We start from the raw sequence: 19304 nt of genomic DNA, 5'->3' as shown, positions 1-19304 counted from the left end.
ATGGCAATATTGGTAACAGGCGGAGCTGGTTATATTGGTAGCCATACCGTAGTAGAATTACTAAATTTAGGTAAGGAAGTCGTTATTGTCGACAACCTTTCAAACTCAAGCATTTTAGTATTAGATCGTATTGAAGCAATTACAGGGCAACGTCCTGCGTTTTACGAATTAGATGTTTGTGATAAACAAGGATTGAGAAAAGTTTTTGAACAAGAATCTATTGAGGCTGCAATTCATTTTGCAGGATACAAAGCTGTCGGCGAATCCGTGCAAAAGCCTGTAATGTATTACGAAAATAATATTATGAGCACATTAGCTCTTGTTGAAGTGATGTCAGAGTTTAATGTTAAAAAGATTGTATTTTCATCGAGTGCGACTGTATACGGCGTTCACAATCAGTCTCCCCTTATTGAGACGATGCCGACAAGTGCAACGAATCCGTATGGGTACACAAAAGTGATGCTTGAACAAATTTTAAAAGATGTTCATGTAGCAGATTCAGAGTGGAGTATTGCGTTGCTTCGTTATTTCAATCCGATTGGTGCTCATGAGTCGGGGTTGATTGGAGAAGATCCATCAGGCATTCCTAACAACTTAATGCCTTTTATTGCACAAGTAGCGGTAGGTAAGCGACCAGAGCTAAGTGTTTTTGGAGATGATTATGATACGGTAGATGGTACTGGTGTTCGCGATTATATCCATGTAGTAGATTTAGCAATAGGACATATAAAAGCTTTAGAAAAAGTATCTGAAAAAACAGATGTTTATATTTATAACCTTGGTTCAGGAGAAGGCACAAGTGTATTACAACTTGTAAATACATTTGAAAGTGTTAATAAGGTTCCAATTCCGTATAAAATTGTACCAAGACGATCAGGAGACGTTGCGACTTGTTATGCAAATGCAGACAAAGCATATAAGGAATTAAATTGGAGGACAACAAAATCGATTGAAGACATGTGTAGAGATACATGGAATTGGCAATCAAAAAATCCCAATGGCTATAATTGATGATACTGTCTATATGAGTGCTGTATTTTGGAAAAATTACTTAACCTTTTAATGAAATGCATATTTAATGAAAGATAAATTTTTTTAAAAAAATGTTTGAAAGCGCTTGACAAAGGAAACGGTTTCATTGTATAATGTAAACAAGATGACACCGATGTCAAATATAAAAAAGAAGGTCTTTATATGAAAAACTTAACAAAAATTAAGTTCAAAGAGAATGGGGAATTTAATCATTTCCCTGGGAATACAGTTGTAGCAAATCTTTATACTAAACAAGATTTGATGGAAGTTGTTGATATTATTCAATCACGTTATAGAGAATTACCATTTATCGATAAGTTTACTTTAACTCCAAGGAATTCTATTCACATGACTGTAATTGAATTGTTGTGCCATGAAAATCGTGAAACGGAGTTTTGGAGCAGTAATCTTCCTCTAGATACACCTTTACAGGAAATACATGATTACTTTGCTAAACAACTTGAAATTTTTCCATTGTTGGATGAAGAAATTCATATGCGTGTAACTGAAATGGGAAAACAAAACATACTAGTTGAACCTGCAGATGAAGCTTCTGCAAAGAGATTAGAAGAAATTCGTACTTATGTCTCAGAAAAAGCAGGTGTTCGTTTCCCTAATCATGATAGATATCAATTCCATATTTCAATTGGGTATCTTCGGATTCCTCTAACCGAAGAGGAGGAAGAAGAGTTTACTAAAGTCAGAGCAGAATTAACTGAAATTTTATTAGAGAAGATTCCAACTATTACTGTAAACCGTATTGACTATACTGTATTTGAAGATATGAGACAATTTGTTCCATATCACGAAAAATTTAAATAAAATAATTAAAAAGGAGAACTTATCATGAAAAAAATGAAAGTTTGGTCTACTGTACTTGCAACGGGAGTTGCTCTTACTACACTTGCTGCTTGCTCTGGAGGTTCAAATTCTACGACTGCTTCTTCATCTGAAGAAAAAGCTGATAAAAGTCAAGAACTAGTAATCTATTCGAACTCAGTCTCAAATGGTCGTGGTGATTGGTTAACTGCTAAAGCAAAAGAAGCTGGTTTTAATATCAAAATGGTTGATATCCCTGGCGCTCAATTAGCAGACCGTGTTATTGCTGAGAAGAATAATGCAGTTGCAGATATGGTATTTGGAATTGGTGCTGTTGATTCAAATAAAATTAGAGATCAAAAATTACTAGTACAGTACAAGCCTAAATGGTTAGATAAAATTGATCAATCTTTATCCGATAAAGATAATTATTATAATCCTGTGATTGTTCAACCATTAGTTTTAATTGGGGCGCCTGATGTAAAAGAAATGCCTAAAGATTGGACTGAATTAGGTAGTAAGTATAAAGGTAAGTATTCAATTTCTGGTCTTCAAGGTGGTACAGGACGGGCAATTCTAGCAAGTATCTTAGTTCGATACCTTGATGATAAAGGTGAATTAGGTGTTTCCGAAAAAGGTTGGGAAGTAGCAAAAGAATATTTGAAAAATGCATACACTCTTCAAAAGGGAGAAAGTTCAATTGTTAAGATGTTAGACAAAGAAGATCCAATACAATATGGAATGATGTGGGGTTCTGGTGCATTAGTTGGACAAAAAGAACAAAATGTTGTTTTCAAAGTTATGACTCCTGAGATTGGTGTACCATTTGTAACTGAACAAACTATGGTTTTAAGCACTAGTAAAAAACAAGCGTTAGCTAAAGAATTTATTGATTGGTTTGGTCAATCAGAAATTCAAGTAGAATATAGTAAGAACTTTGGATCTATTCCTGCAAATAAAGATGCCCTCAAAGATCTACCAGAAGATACTAAGAAATTTATTGATCAAGTGAAACCACAAAATATTGACTGGGAAGCTGTTGGAAAGCATTTGGATGAATGGGTAGAAAAAGCTGAATTAGAATACGTACAATAAGAAATAAGAGTTAATTTTTATGTCCAAGTCTCTCTATTATTTCTAAATTTATGGAAGAAATAAAGAGAGGCTTTTGGTTTAGTAATAGAGGGAGTTAGTGAGATGATTAAATTTGATAATATTCAAATTAAATATGGTGATTTTGTTGCAATTGATAATCTGAATTTAGATATACATGAAGGTGAATTTTTTACATTTCTTGGGCCTTCAGGATGTGGTAAATCAACTACTTTGAGAGCATTGGTAGGTTTTCTAGATCCATCATCAGGAAGTATTGAAGTTAATGGAACAGATGTCACTCATTTGGAACCTGAAAAGCGTGGAATTGGTATTGTATTTCAATCTTATGCGCTATTTCCAACTATGACTGTTTTTGATAATATTGCATTTGGTTTAAAAGTTAAGAAGGTAGCTCCAGATGTTATTAAAGCTAAAGTATCAGCAGTAGCAGCAAAAATTAAGATCTCTGATCAACAGTTACAGCGTAATGTATCAGAATTATCTGGGGGTCAACAACAAAGGGTAGCATTGGCTCGTGCTCTGGTTCTTGAACCTAAAATTCTTTGTCTAGATGAACCATTGTCAAACCTTGACGCAAAATTACGTGTAGATTTGAGAAAAGAGTTGAAAAGACTTCAAAAAGAGTTAGGTATTACTACTTTATATGTTACTCATGATCAAGAGGAAGCCTTAACTTTATCTGATAGAATTGCAGTCTTTAACAATGGATACATCGAACAGGTCGGTACACCTGTAGAGATTTATCATAATTCTCAAACTGAATTTGTATGTGATTTTATTGGCGATATTAATGTTTTGACCGATGAAACAGTCCACGAAGTATTACTTAAAAATGCAAGCGTTTTCTTAGAAGATAAAAAAGGATACATTCGATTAGAGAAAGTTCGATTCAATCGTGAAACTGAACAAGATTTCATTCTAAAAGGAACAATTATTGATGTTGAGTTTTCTGGAGTTACAATTCACTATACAATAAAAGTTTCTGAAAGTCAGATTCTTAATGTAACAAGTATTGATAGTCAGGCTGCTATTAGATCTGTCGGAGAAAGTGTGGACTTATTTATCACACCATCAGACGTTCTGCAATTTTAAGGAGGTGCAGTATGCGTCATAAATTAAATTTAAAAGATTGGCTTATTCGTTTAGGGTTAATCTGGTTCCTAGTAACATTTATTATTTATCCAAACTTTGATCTAGTAGTGAATGTATTTGTAAAAGGAGGAGAATTTTCCCTTGAAGCTGTACATCGTGTTCTAAAATCTGAGAGGGCACTTCAGAGTATTATGAACAGTTTTAAGTTAGCATTTTCACTCATTATTACAGTTAATGTCGTAGGTATTCTTTGTGTTCTATTTACAGAGTACTTTGATATTAAAGGTGCTAAAATTTTAAAATTAGGCTATATGACCTCTTTAATTTATGGAGGAGTGGTTTTAGCGACTGGATATAAATTTGTCTATGGTCCTTATGGATTGATAACAAAATTTTTACAAAATGTTATCCCTTCTTTAGACCCTAACTGGTTTATTGGGTATGGTGCAGTCTTATTCATTATGACATTTTCAGGAACTGCTAATCATACATTGTTTTTAACAAATACAATTCGAAGCGTTGACTATCACACTATTGAGGCTGCACGAAATATGGGAGCAAAACCATTTACTGTTTTCCGAAAAGTAGTGTTACCAACCTTAATTCCAACTCTATTTGCACTTACTATTATGGTTTTTCTTAGTGGTTTGTCTGCAGTAGCAGCACCCATGATTGTTGGTGGTAAAGGATTTCAAACTATAAATCCAATGATTATTACATTTGCAGGGATGGGGAATTCTCGTGATTTAGCTGCCTTACTTGCAATTATTTTAGGTATTGCAACTACAATTTTGCTTACTATCATGAATAAGATAGAAAAAGGTGGAAATTATATTTCTATCTCTAAGACTAAAGCGCCTCTTAAAAAACAAAAAATTGCATCTAAGCCTTGGAATATCATTGCTCACATTGTAGCATATGGATTGTTCACAGTTTTCATGCTTCCACTAATTTTTATAGTATTATACTCATTTACAGATCCAGTTGCAATTCAAACAGGTAACTTAACATTATCAAACTTTACTTTAGAAAATTATCGCTTATTCTTTAGTAATAGTGCGGCATTCTCTCCATTCTTGGTCAGCTTTATTTATTCTATTATCGCTGCGACAACAGCAACAATTCTCGCAGTTATATTTGCTCGAGTTGTCAGAAAACATAAAGCTCGCTTTGATTTCTTATTTGAATATGGTGCTCTACTTCCTTGGTTACTACCAAGTACACTTTTAGCAGTAAGTTTATTATTTACTTTTAATCAGCCACAATTTCTTGTCTTGAATCAGATTTTGGTAGGTAGTTTGGTAATTCTACTTATTGCATATATAGTTGTAAAAATCCCATTTTCTTATAGAATGGTACGTGCTATTTTATTTAGTGTTGATGATGAGATGGAAGATGCAGCAAGAAGTATGGGTGCTTCACCTTTTTATACTATGATGAAGGTTATCATTCCATTTATTTTACCGGTTGTTCTCTCTGTTATTGCTTTAAACTTTAACTCTTTATTAACTGACTTCGACTTATCTGTATTTCTTTACCATCCATTAGCTCAACCGCTGGGTATAACTATTCGTTCAGCAGGTGATGAAACAGCAACTTCAAATGCTCAAGCACTTGTGTTCGTTTATACTATTGTATTAATGATAATTTCTGGTTCTGTATTATACTTTACTCAGAGACCAGCTAGTAGAAAAAGGAAATAATAATGCAGGCAACAAGCTTAGGACTATCATATATCGAAATTGTATTAAGAATTGTACTTTCATTAGTTATTGGTGGAGTAATTGGTTTAGAGAGAGGAAGTAAATCTCAACCAGCAGGTATTCGTACACATAGTATTGTTTGTCTGGCTGCATGTTTAATTATGATGACTAATGAGTATGTATCTTATAAATTTGGTACAGGAGATCCTACACGCTTAGGTGCGCAAGTTATATCAGGTGTTGGTTTTCTTGGGGCTGGAACAATACTTATTACAGATAAAAAGAAAATAACTGGTTTAACAACTGCAGCCGGAATATGGGCTTCAGCTGGAATCGGTCTAGCTATAGGTGTTGGTTTTTATGAAGGAGCCGTACTAGGAGCAATTTCTGTTTGGAGTGTTATAACTATGTTCCAACCTTTAAAAAAATATCTTCAAAGTCGTTCAAAGATAATCGAATTGTATATCGTTGTTAGATCTACAGAGGCATATAATCGGGTACTAGTATACTGTGCTGAGAATGGCATTAGAATGACTGATTCTAGAACTGCATTTGGAGATGTTAATTCAGAAAGAATTGAATATTTTGATGTTCCAGAAAAAAAAATAGCATCATTTATTACTCTAGAACTATCAGGAAGATTTGAACATCTTCGTTTGATGGAAGAAATTGCTAATATTGTAGGTGTTATTTATGTCGAAGAAATTAGCTGAAATTTAGTAAACAAAGGGACAGATGTTTTTGTCCTTTTGTTTTTTAGATGTTTTAATCATCTAATTTTTGAGTAGATTTTTGCTCAGAGGTTTTTATGAAAGATTTTAAAATCTATTTTGATTTAGGTAAAATAGAATATTTTGATAATAATTGTTTGATACAAGTATACAAATTTATTTCTTTTTATGATATTTGTGAAATGGTGTTTCCCTTTCATTTACCTCCTGATGAGTTGATAACAAATGTTATTTTTAAAGTAAAAATTAAGTCTATGTTAGAATGTTACATTGACAGGCTATTATATATTTTTATAAATCCAACAATTTTTACTGAAAAAGTTAATCTACAATTTTATGGTAGTTTTTTCTCATATGAATTTATTTGTCGTGAAGTTGGAAACATTCTTAAAAATAAAGGTGTGAATTGCAATTTAAACTTTTTTGAAGGGGAAGAATATTTGTAAAATTAATATTGTGTATTTGTGGATCTTAAATAATTTACAAAATTCTCTTGTTAAAAAAAATTAAATATTGTATAGTAATATTAGAATGTTCGTAATGGAGGACTGAAATGAAAAATATAAATGGGAAAAAGGTAACTATTTATGATATTGCACGTTTATCAGGTTTTTCTCCAAAAACAGTTTCACGAGTTATTAATGGTGGAGTAAATGTTAAAGAAGAAACTTATCAAGCGATTCAAAAAGTTATAGAGGAATTGTCGTATATTCCAAATGCGTATGCAAAAAATTTAACTAAAAAAGAAGCTATAAATATATTGATTTCTGTAAAAAAAATCGACTCTTTTCCTTTAATTTGGTTTCAAACTTTATTAGATAAAGTTTTACAAACTTGTAAAGAGTATGGTGTTAACGCTATTGTTGAATATTTTAGTGAAGAAGATACAATTAGTAATTCAATAATCTCGAGTACAGGAAGCTTGATAGATGGTGTAATAGTATTTTATGAAAGTAAAGAAGATATTCGGATTAATTACTTGCAAAAGAATAAAATGCCATTCATAGTTTTTGGAGAATCTAGAACACCTAATGTTGTGTATGTTTCTAACAACAATTTTCAGGCCACTTATGACATGATGAAATTAGTATCAAAAGAAAACATTAATAGTATGTGGTTACTTATGGGAGGAGAATCCCTTGTTAATATTGATCGAGAGAGAGGGGTTCGTGCTTTTTTAAATGATAATAACTATGAAATGGATTTGAAAGTAGTATATGGTCTAACTACAATAGATTCGGTTTATTTATATGCTACAAGACATCTATCTAATCAAAATTATCCTGATTTGATTTTTGTATCCGGTGATGAAAAAGTACAGGGATTGATTCGTTCTTGCTATGAGAAGGAAATTACTATTCCTGATGATATTTCAATAATCGGATTTGACAATATTCCAATTTCTCAATATTATACTCCAGCTTTATCTACAATTTCTCCTGATTATATCATGTTGGCTAAAAAAATGATTGAAGGGGTATTAGCAATTATAAAGGGGGAAAGTGTCACATCTGTTGAAGTTTCTACTAAACTTGTTAGGAGACAGAGTTTCTAGTATTGTTTAATTCTTGAAAATCCTAATGGAAAAGATGGAGTGTTCTAAAGTAAGTTCTGTTTAGCCTCCATTCAGTTTCTATTGAGTTGGATCCAATTTCTAATAAGTGGGACATTTTCACGTTCGATTTACTAAAGACATTATCACATTCGAATCACACATCTTTCAAAAAAATTGTAAAAAAGTCTTGACAAAGAAAAAACAAAGTATTAAAATAAGTTCAACAAATCAGAAAAGTAACTATTTTTGATCTTCAGGGAGCCTGTGGTGATTGTGAACAGGTGGTTGGAAGTAGTGAAAGTGGGCTGATTTTAAAAATGAATTTGAAACAATGAAAATTCGGTGCGCACACCTTACAGTGCAACTTGTTGTTAGACAAGGCAGAGATGTAAAGGGGAATAGTCCCTTTATAATTGAGGTGGCACCGCGTTACCAACGCCCTCACATGGAAGTATATTCTGTGTGTGGGCTTTTTTCATATCTTGAAATCAATACTGAAAGAGGAAAATTTTATGACAACTAAAGGTTATTTTGGACAATTTGGTGGAAGTTTTGTACCAGAGCCGATTCAGGCTTTGTTGGACGAGTTGGAAGTGACATTTGACAAGTACAAGGATGATCCAGAATTTTTGGCAGAATTTCGTCATTACTTGAAGGACTATTCAGGTCGCGAAACACCGCTCTATTTTGCGGAAAGCTTGACAGATCACTTAGGTGGCGCTAAGATTTATCTCAAGCGCGAAGACCTTAACCACCTTGGTTCTCACAAGCTCAACAACGTTTTAGGACAAATTCTTTTGGCTAAACGCATGGGCAAAAAACGAGTGATTGCGGAAACAGGGGCAGGTCAGCACGGTGTTGCGACAGCAGCGGCTGCAGCCAAGTTTGGTATGGCCTGTGATGTCTACATGGGGGCAGAAGATGTGGAACGTCAACGTCTCAATGTTTTCCGTATGGAGATGATGGGAGCAACTGTTCATGCAGTTGAAACAGGGACTCGTACCCTCAAAGATGCTGTTGATGCAGCCTTTGGAGCATGGATGAATGATTTGGAAGCCTTTTATGTTCTGGGATCTGCTGTGGGACCTCACCCATATCCAACCATTGTCCACGAGTTCCAAAAGGTCATCAGTGAAGAATCTCGCCGTCAAATCTTAGAAAAAGAAGGCCGTTTACCAGACTATGTCATTGCCTGTGTAGGTGGTGGTTCCAATGCCATCGGTGCTTTTTCTCAGTATGTGGCTGATGAAGAAGTTAAATTGGTTGGGGTTGAAGCTGCTGGTCACGGACTTGATACAGACAAGCACGCAGCTACTATGACAAAAGGTAGTATCGGAATTGTCGACGGCATGAAGACTTATGCAGTCTTTAAGGAAGATGGAGAGCTAGCTCCAGTTTACTCTATCTCAGCTGGATTGGACTATCCAGGGGTTGGCCCAGAACACGCCTACTTCAAAGATTCAGGTCGCGTGGAATATGTTGCTGCGACGGATGAAGAAGCTGTTCAGGCTCTCCTCCTTCTCAGCAAGACAGAAGGAATTATCCCAGCGATTGAAAGTTCGCACGCCATCGCAGAAGCGGTTAAACGTGCACCAAAACTAAGTAAAGATGATATTATCATCATCAATGTCTCTGGTCGTGGAGACAAGGACGTAGCTGCTATTGCAGACTACCTAGAAGCTAAAAAATAATAGATGGAAAAATTACAGTCCTTTCTCTCACAGAGAGCTTGTGGTTGCTGGAAACAAGCAGAGAAAGCTGTAAGGTTGGGTCCATCTGAAATAAGAGAAGAAAACATAATTCTCAAGGGAGTGCCCTTTATCGCACAGCCTGTTACAGGAGGTATCTGAGACAGGAATGAGAGATAGGAGAAATCCTATAATTGAGGTGGCACCGCGAATTTCGTCCTCACGCAAGTTGTTTTGCGTGGGGATTTTTTATACAGTCGCCACCAACTAGAATTAGAACTGAAAGGGAAATTACAATGGAACGAATCATTCATGGAGATGTCTTATCACCAATCTTGGCTTACATGCGCCTAAAGGGGCAACACAAGGTTATCTTAGAGAGTATTCCGAGAGACAAGGAAACAGCTCGTTTTTCTATCCTAGCCTATAATCCTGTTTTTGAGATTAAGTTTGAAAATGGGGTCCTTTATCAAAATGGTCAAGTGATTGATCGTGATCCCTTGGATTTTCTTTATGAAGTGACTCATAAGAGACAACACCATTCAGATCTACCTTTTGGTGGGGGAGCCATTGGTTTTGTTGGCTACGATATGATTTCGCTTTATGAAGAAATTGGTCAAATCCCTGAGGACACAATTGGGACGCCAGACATGCATTTCTTTGTTTATGAGAGCTACATGGTCTTTGACCACAAGAAGGAAAAAATCCATGTCATCGAGGATGCTCTCTATAGTGAGCGAAGTCAAGAAGACTTGGAAAAAGCCTTGAACCAAGTGCTTGAGGAATTACGCATTCCTGCTCCAAATGAATTTGAAGATTTGGATTTATCACCACTTGACTTCAAACCCCATATCGCTCCTCAGAAGTTTGAAGAAATGGTGGAAACAGCTCGTGACTTGATTCGTAACGGAGATATGTTCCAATGTGTACTCAGCCAGCGTTTCTCAGCAGAAGTTACTGGCAATCCATTTGACTTCTACAGAAATCTCCGTGTGACCAACCCATCTAATTACCTCTATTTCTATGATTTTGGGGATTATCAAATCATCGGAGCTAGTCCAGAAAGTTTGGTTTCTGTCAAAAATGGCATCGTGACAACCAATCCGATTGCGGGTACACGACCAAGAGGAGCTACGGATGAAGAAGACAAGGCTTTGGCGACAGACCTGCTTTCGGATGAGAAGGAAACAGCAGAGCATCGAATGTTAGTAGACTTGGGTCGTAATGATATTGGTCGCATCTCTGAAACGGCCAGTGTTCAAGTTACCAAGTATATGGAAGTGGAGCTCTTCCGTTATGTTATGCATTTGACCAGCGTGGTTAAGGGGCGTTTGCTTCCAGAACTCACTGCCATGGATGCCTTGAAAGCAACACTTCCTGCTGGAACAGTTTCAGGAGCACCAAAGATTCGAGCGATGAGACGCATCTATGAACTGGAAAAAGAAAAACGTAGCGTATACGCAGGAGCAATCGGCTACTTGTCGGCAACGGGTGATATGGATTTTGCCATTGCCATCCGAACGATGATTCTCAAAAATCAAACAGCCTATGTGCAGGCTGGGGCAGGGATTGTCTACGACTCCATCGCCCAAAACGAATACAAAGAAACCATTAACAAGGCTAAATCTATGACTAGAATTGGAGAACTAAAACCATGATTTTATTGATTGACAACTATGATTCTTTTACCTATAACTTGGCCCAATACATTGGGAACTTTGCAGAAGTTCAGGTCTTGAGAAATGATGATCCCAAGCTGTATGAAGAAGCTGAAAAAGCAGATGGTTTGGTCTTTTCTCCCGGTCCAGGTTGGCCAGTTGATGCTGGAAAGATGGAAGATATGATTCGTGATTTTGCTGGCAAGAAACCGATTCTTGGAATTTGTTTGGGTCATCAAGCCATTGCAGAAGTCTTTGGTGGTAAGTTAGGCTTGGCTCCAAAAGTCATGCATGGGAAACAGAGCAATATCAACTTTGAAGCGCCATCTGTTTTGTATCAAGGTATTGAGGATGGCCGTGCGGTCATGCGTTACCACAGTATTTTGATTGAGGAAATGCCAGAAGACTTCGAAGTGACAGCTCGTTCAACTGATGACCAGGCCATTATGGGAATTCAACACAAAAATCTACCAATTTATGGTTTCCAGTACCATCCAGAGAGTATCGGAACGCCAGATGGCTTGTCTTCTATTCGGAATTTTATCGAGAAGGTTGTAAAGTGAGGAAACTAGGATGAAAGAGATTATTGAAAAACTAGCAAAATTTGAAAATTTATCAGGTGTGGAAATGACGGATGTCATTGAGCGTATCGTAACTGGGCGTGTAACGGAGGCGCAAATTGCTTCACTCCTCTTGGCTCTTAAGATGAAGGGGGAAACACCTGAAGAACGCACAGCCATTGCCCAAGTCATGAGAGGACATGCCCAACATATTCCAACTGAAATTCATGATGCTATGGACAACTGTGGTACAGGTGGGGACAAGTCTTTCAGCTTTAACATCTCTACAACTGCAGCCTTTGTCTTGGCTGGTGGCGGTGTTCATATGGCAAAACATGGTAATCGCTCGATTTCTTCTAAATCTGGTTCTGCAGATGTCCTCGAAGCCTTAGGCATCAACCTAGACCTCAAACCAGCTGAACTAGGTAAGGTCTTTGATAAAACTGGCATCGTCTTTCTCTTCGCTAAAAATATGCACCCAGCTATGAAATACATCATGCCAGCTCGTTTGGAACTAGGAATTCCAACAATCATGAACTTGACTGGTCCACTGATTCATCCAATGGCTTTGGAAACACAGCTTCTTGGAATTAGTCGTCCAGAACTTCTAGAAAGTACAGCTCAGGTTTTGAAAAATATGGGCCGCAAACGTGCCATCGTTGTTGCTGGGCCAGAAGGATTGGATGAAGCTGGTTTGAACGGAACAACCAAGATTGCACTTCTTGAGAATGGTGAAATCAGCTTGTCAAGCTTTACTCCAGAGGATTTAGGGATGGAGCGCCACGCTATCGAAGATATCCGTGGTGGCAATGCTCAGGAAAATGCAGAAATTTTGCTCAGCGTTCTTAAAAATGAACCAAGTCCATTCTTGGAGACTACAGTTTTAAATGCTGGTCTTGGTTTCTATGCTAATGGTAAGGTAGATAATATCAAGGAGGGAGTTGCCTTGGCCCGTCAAGTGATTGCTAGTGGCAAGGCCCTTGAAAAACTCAGACTGTTACAGGAGTACCAAAAATGAGTCAGGAATTTTTAGCACGAATTTTGGAGCAGAAGGCGCGTGAGGTCGAGCAGATGGAGCTGGAGGAAATCCAGCCCCTGCGCCAGACCTATCGCTTGGCTGAATTTTTGCAGAATCATCAAGACCGTTTGCAGGTAATCGCTGAGGTCAAGAAGGCTAGTCCTAGTCTGGGAGATATCAATCTTGATGTGGATATTGTGCAACAGGCCCAGACTTATGAAGCAAATGGCGCAGTGATGATTTCGGTTCTGACAGATGAAGTTTTCTTTAAAGGGCATTTGGATTATCTGCGAGAGATTTCAAGTCAGGTAGAGATTCCGACGCTGAACAAGGATTTTATCATCGATGAAAAGCAAATCATCCGCGCTCGCAATGCCGGTGCGACAGTTATCTTGCTCATCGTGGCTGCCTTGTCAGAAGAACGCCTCAAGGAACTCTATGACTACGCTACAGAGCTTGGTCTAGAAGTTTTAGTGGAGACTCACAATCTAGCTGAACTAGAGGTAGCACACCGCCTTGGAGCTCAAATTATCGGGGTTAATAACCGCAATTTGACTACCTTTGAAGTCGACTTGCAGACCAGTGTAGACTTGTCCCAGCACTTTAAGGAAGGACGCTATTACATTTCTGAATCTGCTATTTTCACAGGGCAGGATGCGGAACGAGTAGCACCATACTTTAACGGAATTTTGGTAGGGACAGCTCTTATGCAGGCAGAAGATGTAGCCCAGAGAATCAAGGAGTTGCAGATTGACAAAGGTTAAAATTTGCGGATTATCGACCAAAGAAGCGGTGGAGACAGCTGTGTCAGCAGGAGCCGACTACATCGGTTTTGTCTTCGCACCTAGTAAAAGACAGGTGACCTTGGATCAGGCTGCTGAGCTGGCAAAGCTTATTCCTGCAGGTGTCAAAAAGGTTGGTGTATTTGTTTCACCAAGTCGGGCAGAACTGTTAGAAGTCATTGACAAAGTTGGTTTGGACTTGGTTCAAGTTCACGGTCAGGTGGCAGATGATTTGTTTGAGAATTTGCCTTGTGACAGTATTCAGGCTGTGCAGGTGGATGGAGAGGGTCATGTGCCCAATTCTCAGGCAGACTATCTACTCTTTGATGCCCCTGTGGCTGGGAGTGGCCAGACCTTTGACTGGGCTCAACTGGATACGATTGGACTAACTCAGCCTTTCTTTATCGCAGGTGGGCTTAATGAAGACAATGTAGTACAAGCAATTCAATACTTTACTCCCTATGCAGTAGATGTATCGAGCGGAGTGGAGACAGATGGACAAAAAGATCATGAAAAGATTAGAAGATTTATAGAGAGGGTAAAGAATGGCATATCAAGAACCAAATAAAGATGGATTTTACGGAAAATTCGGCGGACGTTTTGTCCCAGAAACATTGATGACAGCAGTTTTGGAGTTGGAGAAGGCCTACCGTGAAAGTCAGGCAGACCCAAGTTTCCAAGAGGAATTAAATCAACTTTTGCGCCAGTATGTGGGACGTGAAACTCCTCTTTACTACGCAAAAAACTTGACCCAGCATATCGGCGGAGCCAAGATTTACCTCAAACGGGAAGATCTTAACCATACAGGGGCCCACAAGATTAACAATGCCTTGGGACAAGTTCTGCTTGCAAAACGCATGGGTAAAAAGAAAATTATCGCTGAGACGGGTGCTGGCCAGCACGGTGTAGCAACTGCAACAGCTGCAGCCCTCTTTAACATGGAATGTACCATCTATATGGGTGAAGAGGATGTTAAACGTCAAGCCCTCAATGTGTTCCGTATGGAGCTTTTGGGAGCTAAGGTTGAGGCAGTGACAGACGGTTCGCGCGTGCTCAAGGATGCGGTCAATGCAGCCCTTCGTTCATGGGTAGCTAATATCGATGATACCCACTATATCCTTGGTTCTGCCTTGGGGCCTCATCCATTCCCAGAAATCGTTCGTGACTTCCAAAGTGTCATCGGTCGAGAGGCTAAACAACAGTATCGTGATTTGACAGGTCAAGATTTACCAGATGCCCTAGTAGCCTGTGTTGGTGGTGGTTCTAATGCCATCGGGCTCTTCCATCCATTTGTAGAAGATGAGTCTGTAGCCATGTATGGGGCTGAAGCGGCTGGACTTGGTGTGGATACAGAGCACCACGCAGCTACCTTGACCAAGGGTCGTCCAGGCGTCCTCCACGGTTCTCTCATGGATGTGCTCCAAGATGCCCATGGTCAAATTCTTGAAGCCTTCTCTATCTCAGCAGGTTTGGACTATCCTGGTATCGGTCCAGAACATTCTCACTACCACGATATCAAACGTGCCAGCTATGTTCCTGTCACAGACGAGGAAGCCTTGGAAGGTTTCCAACTCTTGTCTCGTGTGGAAGGGATTATCCCAGCCTTGGAATCTAGCCATGCTATCGCCTTTGCGGTGAAATTGGCCAAAGAACTTGGACCAGACAAGTCCATGATTGTCTGTCTATCAGGTCGTGGGGACAAGGATGTGGTTCAAGTTAAAGACCGCTTGGAAGCAGATACAGCAAAGAAGGGAGAAGCTCATGCCTAAGACATTAACAGAAAAATTAAATGCTATAAAAGCAGCTGGAAAAGGAATTTTCGTTCCCTACATCATGGCTGGAGACCACGAGAAAGGTTTGGATGGACTCGCTGAAACAATCCACTTTTTAGAAGATTTGGGTGTTTCTGCCATTGAAGTGGGTATTCCCTTTTCAGACCCTGTCGCAGATGGACCTGTTATCGAAGAAGCTGGTTTGCGCAGTCTAGCTCATGGGACTTCGACACAAGCTTTGGTTGAAACCTTGAAAACTGTTCAAACAGAGGTGCCACTTGTTATCATGACCTACTTCAACCCTCTCTTTCAGTACGGTGTGGAGAACTTTGTCAAAGATTTGGCAGATACAGCAGTTAAAGGCTTGATTATCCCAGACCTGCCTCATGAGCATGCCAATTTTGTAGAGCCATTTTTGGCAGATACAGACATCGCTTTGATTTCCCTAGTTAGTTTGACGACAGGGATTGAGCGCCAGAAGGAGTTGATTGAAGGGGCGGAGGGCTTTGTCTATGCCGTTGCCATCAATGGAGTGACAGGGAAATCAGGCAATTACCGAGCAGATTTAGACAAGCATTTGGCACAATTGCATCAAGTGGCTGACATTCCAGTCTTGACAGGTTTTGGGGTATCTAGTCAAGCCGATGTAGAACGCTTCAATGCTGTGTCAGATGGTGTTATCGTTGGTTCGAAAATTGTAAAAGCTCTCCACCAAGGAGAGCCGATTCAGGACTTTATCAAACAAGCAGTAGCTTACCAAAAATAATCACACAAGCAGCGAGCAAGAGGAAAGGCACGAAAGGAAGTCTTTCCTTTTTCTTTTGCAGGAGAAAGGAAAGAATCCCCGTAGCAGAAGCAAACTGAATCAAGATGAGTAATTCGGTTGCGCTAAAGACGAGGGCACAAGAAGCCAGAAAGAGGAAATCTCCTGCACCCATGCGGATATCGATAAAATGAGCCAAAATTCCGAGAACAAGGAAGAAGACCATGACCAGATTCCAGCTAGACCAGACCATTAGGAGTAGATGAAAGACAATCCAGACCAGTAAGGGGTATTCCTGATGGCGCAAATCGTAGATGCCTAAGGTCAAACCAGTGGTGATTAGGATGACTTGTCCCAAGGAAAGTAATCCCCAAGACCAAGCCAGAAAGAGGAGGCCTAAACCTAGTTCAAAAAGGGCATACCAGAAGGGATAAGGAGACTTGCAGTAGCGACAGTGAAAGCGATTGAAGACCTGTGACAGAATCGGAATCAAATCTAAGGTGCACAAGCGAGTCTGACAGGAATCGCAGTGACTAGCAGGTTGGATAATGGATTGCTCTGGAAAACGGTCAATGACCAAACCAAGAAAGGAAGCGAGAATGCTCCCGACAAGAAAAAAATAAATATCAATCATACTTATTTATTCGTAAAAAATAGGAGAAGTAGTATAATAAAGAAACATAGATAAGATGGTGAGGAAAAGATGACAATTCGTTTTGAAGAAAAGGTAAGTACAGAAAACGCTCAGCTCGTATGCCAATGGTCCAACTCCCTTGGCAAATCCTTTCAAGAACAATGGATGGGAACAATGATTCCTTTTCCCTTAACCATTCAAGTCTTGCAAGATTTGGAAGGAATCTTTTCTATCTTTGATGGACGAGAGTTTGTGGGGCTTATCCAGAAAATCAGGCAAGAAAACAGCAATCTTCATATCGGGAGATTTTTTATCAACCCCCAGAAACAGGGGCAAGGCTTAGGTAGCCAGGCTTTAAGGAAATTTGTTAGTTTGATCTTTGAAAATGGAGACATAGGTAGTATTTCTTTAAATGTCCTCGAAGCAAATCAAGCAGCCCAGCACCTTTATCAAAAAGAAGGATTTGAAATCGTTCAAGTGGTTGAAGCACCTGTACGAAAATACATCATGAAAAAGTTTAGATAGAAAGCAAAAAAGCCTTGGTTCCAAGGCTTTTTTATGTTATAAACTCATTAAAACAACTCCCAGTAAGGTGTGGAATGTTTTTTAGTCTGTGTCATATAAAAATAAATAGAATGAATAGCTATAGCTAGAGCTAAAATGGTTGTAATACTTACTACTATTATAGGATTAGAAGCAAAGATTAAAGAGAGAATCAAGGCAGCCAGATAGAGTGTAGCTTGGACACAGTAGTAACTTTTCGAATAGCGAAGATAGTGTTTGTTATAGGGCCCATTTGCTAGGACAGCAGCTTGGAAGAGGCCAATTCCGATATAAAAGAAGCTGGTTGCAAAGAGAAGATTAGTTTCAGGATTCAGAAGAAAACTCATCGAAACGGTCATCATAAGAAGTCCAATGAAAATAGGATAGTGACTGTAAATTAGAAATAGTCCCTTTTGATTAGATTCTTCATCAATAGCATGGTCGAATTGAACAAAATAAAACAAGAACAGAGAAAGCATAATAATGAAATAAAGAACCGAATAAATCGAGAAATTCTCGATTGTAAAGAAGTTAACTAGCCCCATAATCATCTCTCCAAACGTAATAATGACAAGAAGGGAGATGCGCTCGATTAAATGGGGGAGAACTATCTGGAAATGATCATCTTTACTAATCGAGGTAATTGGCGTAATAAATGTTAGCAGAATACTAGCATAAAGGATATAGACTCCAATGTAAATAGGAAGAAGAGCTGCTAGATAGATTTCTAAACTTCGTAGACCTGTTATCCATAGAAAACCTTTGATACTTTCCCTATGAACATTATCGGTTGATTTTTTAAAAAACTCAACCAAATATTGAAAAAATAAGGTAAGGGTTAATGTACCAATAGCCCAACAGACATAATGAAAATATTGTTGCCAATCATCTTTAATCAAATTGGATATAAAGAGTAAAAGTCCCATATTGATAAACATGATTAGCATGTTAAATAAAGAGTTCTTTCCATAGCGATTTGTATAAACGGTTTGAATCATCCAGGCATTGATGAGAAGCAAGACAGACATGAAAAAATCAAGCAAAGAATTCCAAGTCAAAATACCGTTATGAAGATGGTGAATTAAAGCAGTTACTTTTGAAATCGCAAAAACAAAAACTAGATCATAAAAAAGTTCTGAATAATTTACACGTTTATGTTTAACAAGAGTTGTCATCTTAAGACCTTTCTATTTTAGAAGTACAATTTATTATAACAGAAAATGGTAATAAAAAAAGAGATGCTTAAATAACTTCATGTGACGCGAATGAACTGCGCCACAAAAGTTAGGTTTTTTCTGTCTAACTTTTGGGGTGCAGTTCAGAAGGGGTGTTTTTTCTATCGTTTTTTAGTGCTAAGACTACACAAAAAAGCCTTGATTCCAAGGCTTTTTCCTGTTGATTTAGATGCCCCCTACAGGGATTTGGAAAGGACTTTCATATTGAGAGCAATTAAAAATATTGAAATATAAGTGATTTTAGGTATTTTCAATGTCATGATTTAAAAATGGGACAAAAGTGGGGCAAAAACCATACAGATTCTAAACTGTATGGTTCTTTTTTTATCTAACCAAGAAAGGTTAAAACTTATTAAAACAAATGCAATCAACTGTTGAAAACTTTTTAGTCCGTGTAATATAAAAACAAGTAAAAAGTTGAACTATAGGGAATATTGTGTCATAATAGGTAATAGATGAATAATTAATAGATTGGAAATAATGCTTTCTTACCTTAACAAGTTGAATTGGTTATACATTTTTTCGTCGCAATTGTGTCTATCTCTCGAGTTTAGCTAGTTTTTATAAGCTCTGGTTTCTAATCAATATAACAAATTTTAGAAG

The 19304-nt window shown here is 38.0% G+C and carries 19 protein-coding genes and 1 other annotated feature; of the genes, 17 read left to right on the top strand and 2 right to left on the bottom strand.

Going from position 1 to position 19304, the window contains the following annotated elements; genetic code table 11:
- The 16 genes from galE (at window position 1) to trpA (ending at window position 16292) form a co-directional block, all read left to right on the top strand.
- Window positions 1-1011: a UDP-glucose 4-epimerase GalE gene (galE, locus tag ACAM22_RS07475; protein WP_057487890.1), complete on the top strand. Its 1011-nt coding sequence runs from the start codon at window positions 1-3 to the stop codon at window positions 1009-1011.
- A gap of 183 nt (window positions 1012-1194) precedes the next feature.
- A complete protein-coding gene (locus tag ACAM22_RS07470) occupies window positions 1195-1854 on the top strand; it encodes a DUF1868 domain-containing protein (protein ID WP_000793811.1) in 660 nt (219 codons plus the stop codon).
- 24 nt (window positions 1855-1878) lie between these two features.
- Window positions 1879-2946: an extracellular solute-binding protein gene (locus tag ACAM22_RS07465; protein ID WP_369606633.1), complete on the top strand. Its 1068-nt coding sequence runs from the start codon at window positions 1879-1881 to the stop codon at window positions 2944-2946.
- 102 nt (window positions 2947-3048) lie between these two features.
- Window positions 3049-4059 (top strand): ABC transporter ATP-binding protein, encoded by a 1011-nt coding sequence (locus tag ACAM22_RS07460; protein WP_000589137.1) that lies wholly within the window; start codon window positions 3049-3051, stop codon window positions 4057-4059.
- A gap of 11 nt (window positions 4060-4070) precedes the next feature.
- Complete coding sequence (locus tag ACAM22_RS07455; protein WP_023943877.1) at window positions 4071-5762, top strand: iron ABC transporter permease; 1692 nt, start codon at window positions 4071-4073, stop codon at window positions 5760-5762.
- Window positions 5763-5764: 2 nt separating this feature from the next.
- Window positions 5765-6475 (top strand): MgtC/SapB family protein, encoded by a 711-nt coding sequence (locus tag ACAM22_RS07450; protein WP_001149045.1) that lies wholly within the window; start codon window positions 5765-5767, stop codon window positions 6473-6475.
- A 95-nt stretch (window positions 6476-6570) separates the two neighbouring features.
- Window positions 6571-6939: a hypothetical protein gene (locus ACAM22_RS07445; protein WP_369606632.1), complete on the top strand. Its 369-nt coding sequence runs from the start codon at window positions 6571-6573 to the stop codon at window positions 6937-6939.
- A 107-nt stretch (window positions 6940-7046) separates the two neighbouring features.
- Window positions 7047-8048: a LacI family DNA-binding transcriptional regulator gene (locus ACAM22_RS07440; RefSeq protein WP_369606631.1), complete on the top strand. Its 1002-nt coding sequence runs from the start codon at window positions 7047-7049 to the stop codon at window positions 8046-8048.
- Between the two features lie 512 nt (window positions 8049-8560).
- Window positions 8561-9739: a tryptophan synthase subunit beta gene (trpB, locus tag ACAM22_RS07435; RefSeq protein ID WP_000208439.1), complete on the top strand. Its 1179-nt coding sequence runs from the start codon at window positions 8561-8563 to the stop codon at window positions 9737-9739.
- Window positions 9730-9961: a binding site (T-box leader), on the top strand. (Overlaps the previous gene by 10 nt.)
- 71 nt (window positions 9962-10032) lie before the next feature.
- Complete coding sequence (gene trpE / locus ACAM22_RS07430; protein ID WP_369606630.1) at window positions 10033-11394, top strand: anthranilate synthase component I; 1362 nt, start codon at window positions 10033-10035, stop codon at window positions 11392-11394.
- On the top strand, window positions 11391-11957 hold the full coding sequence (locus ACAM22_RS07425; protein ID WP_000601904.1) for an aminodeoxychorismate/anthranilate synthase component II: 567 nt from the start codon (window positions 11391-11393) through the stop codon (window positions 11955-11957). Before trpE ends, ACAM22_RS07425 begins: the two co-directional genes overlap by 4 nt.
- A gap of 10 nt (window positions 11958-11967) precedes the next feature.
- Window positions 11968-12972, top strand: a complete 1005-nt coding sequence (trpD, locus tag ACAM22_RS07420; protein ID WP_369606629.1) for an anthranilate phosphoribosyltransferase — start codon at window positions 11968-11970, stop codon at window positions 12970-12972.
- Window positions 12969-13736, top strand: a complete 768-nt coding sequence (trpC, locus tag ACAM22_RS07415) for an indole-3-glycerol phosphate synthase TrpC (RefSeq protein WP_369606628.1) — start codon at window positions 12969-12971, stop codon at window positions 13734-13736. Before trpD ends, trpC begins: the two co-directional genes overlap by 4 nt.
- Window positions 13723-14322 (top strand): phosphoribosylanthranilate isomerase, encoded by a 600-nt coding sequence (locus ACAM22_RS07410; protein ID WP_369606627.1) that lies wholly within the window; start codon window positions 13723-13725, stop codon window positions 14320-14322. The genes trpC and ACAM22_RS07410 overlap by 14 nt, the downstream gene beginning before the upstream one ends.
- Window positions 14300-15523 (top strand): tryptophan synthase subunit beta, encoded by a 1224-nt coding sequence (gene trpB / locus ACAM22_RS07405; RefSeq protein ID WP_261149242.1) that lies wholly within the window; start codon window positions 14300-14302, stop codon window positions 15521-15523. Before ACAM22_RS07410 ends, trpB (ACAM22_RS07405) begins: the two co-directional genes overlap by 23 nt.
- Window positions 15516-16292: a tryptophan synthase subunit alpha gene (trpA, locus tag ACAM22_RS07400; RefSeq protein WP_369606626.1), complete on the top strand. Its 777-nt coding sequence runs from the start codon at window positions 15516-15518 to the stop codon at window positions 16290-16292. The genes trpB (ACAM22_RS07405) and trpA overlap by 8 nt, the downstream gene beginning before the upstream one ends.
- On the opposite strand, the gene ACAM22_RS07395 is transcribed toward trpA, so the two are convergent.
- On the bottom strand, window positions 16264-16923 hold the full coding sequence (locus tag ACAM22_RS07395) for an A24 family peptidase (RefSeq protein ID WP_369606625.1): 660 nt from the start codon (window positions 16921-16923) through the stop codon (window positions 16264-16266). The genes trpA and ACAM22_RS07395 overlap by 29 nt on opposite strands.
- A 69-nt stretch (window positions 16924-16992) precedes the next feature.
- On the opposite strand from ACAM22_RS07395, the gene ACAM22_RS07390 reads away from it, so the two are divergent.
- Window positions 16993-17448 (top strand): GNAT family N-acetyltransferase, encoded by a 456-nt coding sequence (locus ACAM22_RS07390; protein ID WP_369606624.1) that lies wholly within the window; start codon window positions 16993-16995, stop codon window positions 17446-17448.
- A 47-nt stretch (window positions 17449-17495) separates the two neighbouring features.
- On the opposite strand, the gene ACAM22_RS07385 is transcribed toward ACAM22_RS07390, so the two are convergent.
- Complete coding sequence (locus tag ACAM22_RS07385; RefSeq protein WP_049499291.1) at window positions 17496-18641, bottom strand: low temperature requirement protein A; 1146 nt, start codon at window positions 18639-18641, stop codon at window positions 17496-17498.
- Between the last annotated feature and the right edge of the window lie 663 nt (window positions 18642-19304).

Origin of the sequence: Streptococcus sp. SN-1 (assembly GCF_041154385.1) — a bacterium.
Taxonomy (GTDB): domain Bacteria; phylum Bacillota; class Bacilli; order Lactobacillales; family Streptococcaceae; genus Streptococcus; species Streptococcus mitis_CT.
The sequence above is the reverse complement of the archived record's forward strand: the minus strand, read 5'-3'. Positions and strand labels throughout refer to the sequence as shown.

Excerpts from the sequence above, each read along its gene's own strand:
- galE (WP_057487890.1), top strand. The coding sequence starts at position 1 with ATGGCAATATTGGTAACAGGCGGAGCTGGTTATATTGGTAGCCATACC.
- ACAM22_RS07470 (WP_000793811.1), top strand. The coding sequence starts at position 1,195 with ATGAAAAACTTAACAAAAATTAAGTTCAAAGAGAATGGGGAATTTAAT.
- ACAM22_RS07465 (WP_369606633.1), top strand. The coding sequence starts at position 1,879 with ATGAAAAAAATGAAAGTTTGGTCTACTGTACTTGCAACGGGAGTTGCT.
- ACAM22_RS07460 (WP_000589137.1), top strand. The coding sequence starts at position 3,049 with ATGATTAAATTTGATAATATTCAAATTAAATATGGTGATTTTGTTGCA.
- ACAM22_RS07455 (WP_023943877.1), top strand. The coding sequence starts at position 4,071 with ATGCGTCATAAATTAAATTTAAAAGATTGGCTTATTCGTTTAGGGTTA.
- ACAM22_RS07450 (WP_001149045.1), top strand. The coding sequence starts at position 5,765 with ATGCAGGCAACAAGCTTAGGACTATCATATATCGAAATTGTATTAAGA.
- ACAM22_RS07445 (WP_369606632.1), top strand. The coding sequence starts at position 6,571 with ATGAAAGATTTTAAAATCTATTTTGATTTAGGTAAAATAGAATATTTT.
- ACAM22_RS07440 (WP_369606631.1), top strand. The coding sequence starts at position 7,047 with ATGAAAAATATAAATGGGAAAAAGGTAACTATTTATGATATTGCACGT.
- trpB (WP_000208439.1), top strand. The coding sequence starts at position 8,561 with ATGACAACTAAAGGTTATTTTGGACAATTTGGTGGAAGTTTTGTACCA.
- trpE (WP_369606630.1), top strand. The coding sequence starts at position 10,033 with ATGGAACGAATCATTCATGGAGATGTCTTATCACCAATCTTGGCTTAC.
- ACAM22_RS07425 (WP_000601904.1), top strand. The coding sequence starts at position 11,391 with ATGATTTTATTGATTGACAACTATGATTCTTTTACCTATAACTTGGCC.
- trpD (WP_369606629.1), top strand. The coding sequence starts at position 11,968 with ATGAAAGAGATTATTGAAAAACTAGCAAAATTTGAAAATTTATCAGGT.
- trpC (WP_369606628.1), top strand. The coding sequence starts at position 12,969 with ATGAGTCAGGAATTTTTAGCACGAATTTTGGAGCAGAAGGCGCGTGAG.
- trpB (WP_261149242.1), top strand. The coding sequence starts at position 14,300 with ATGGCATATCAAGAACCAAATAAAGATGGATTTTACGGAAAATTCGGC.
- trpA (WP_369606626.1), top strand. The coding sequence starts at position 15,516 with ATGCCTAAGACATTAACAGAAAAATTAAATGCTATAAAAGCAGCTGGA.
- ACAM22_RS07395 (WP_369606625.1), bottom strand. The coding sequence starts at position 16,923 with ATGATTGATATTTATTTTTTTCTTGTCGGGAGCATTCTCGCTTCCTTT.
- ACAM22_RS07390 (WP_369606624.1), top strand. The coding sequence starts at position 16,993 with ATGACAATTCGTTTTGAAGAAAAGGTAAGTACAGAAAACGCTCAGCTC.
- ACAM22_RS07385 (WP_049499291.1), bottom strand. The coding sequence starts at position 18,641 with ATGACAACTCTTGTTAAACATAAACGTGTAAATTATTCAGAACTTTTT.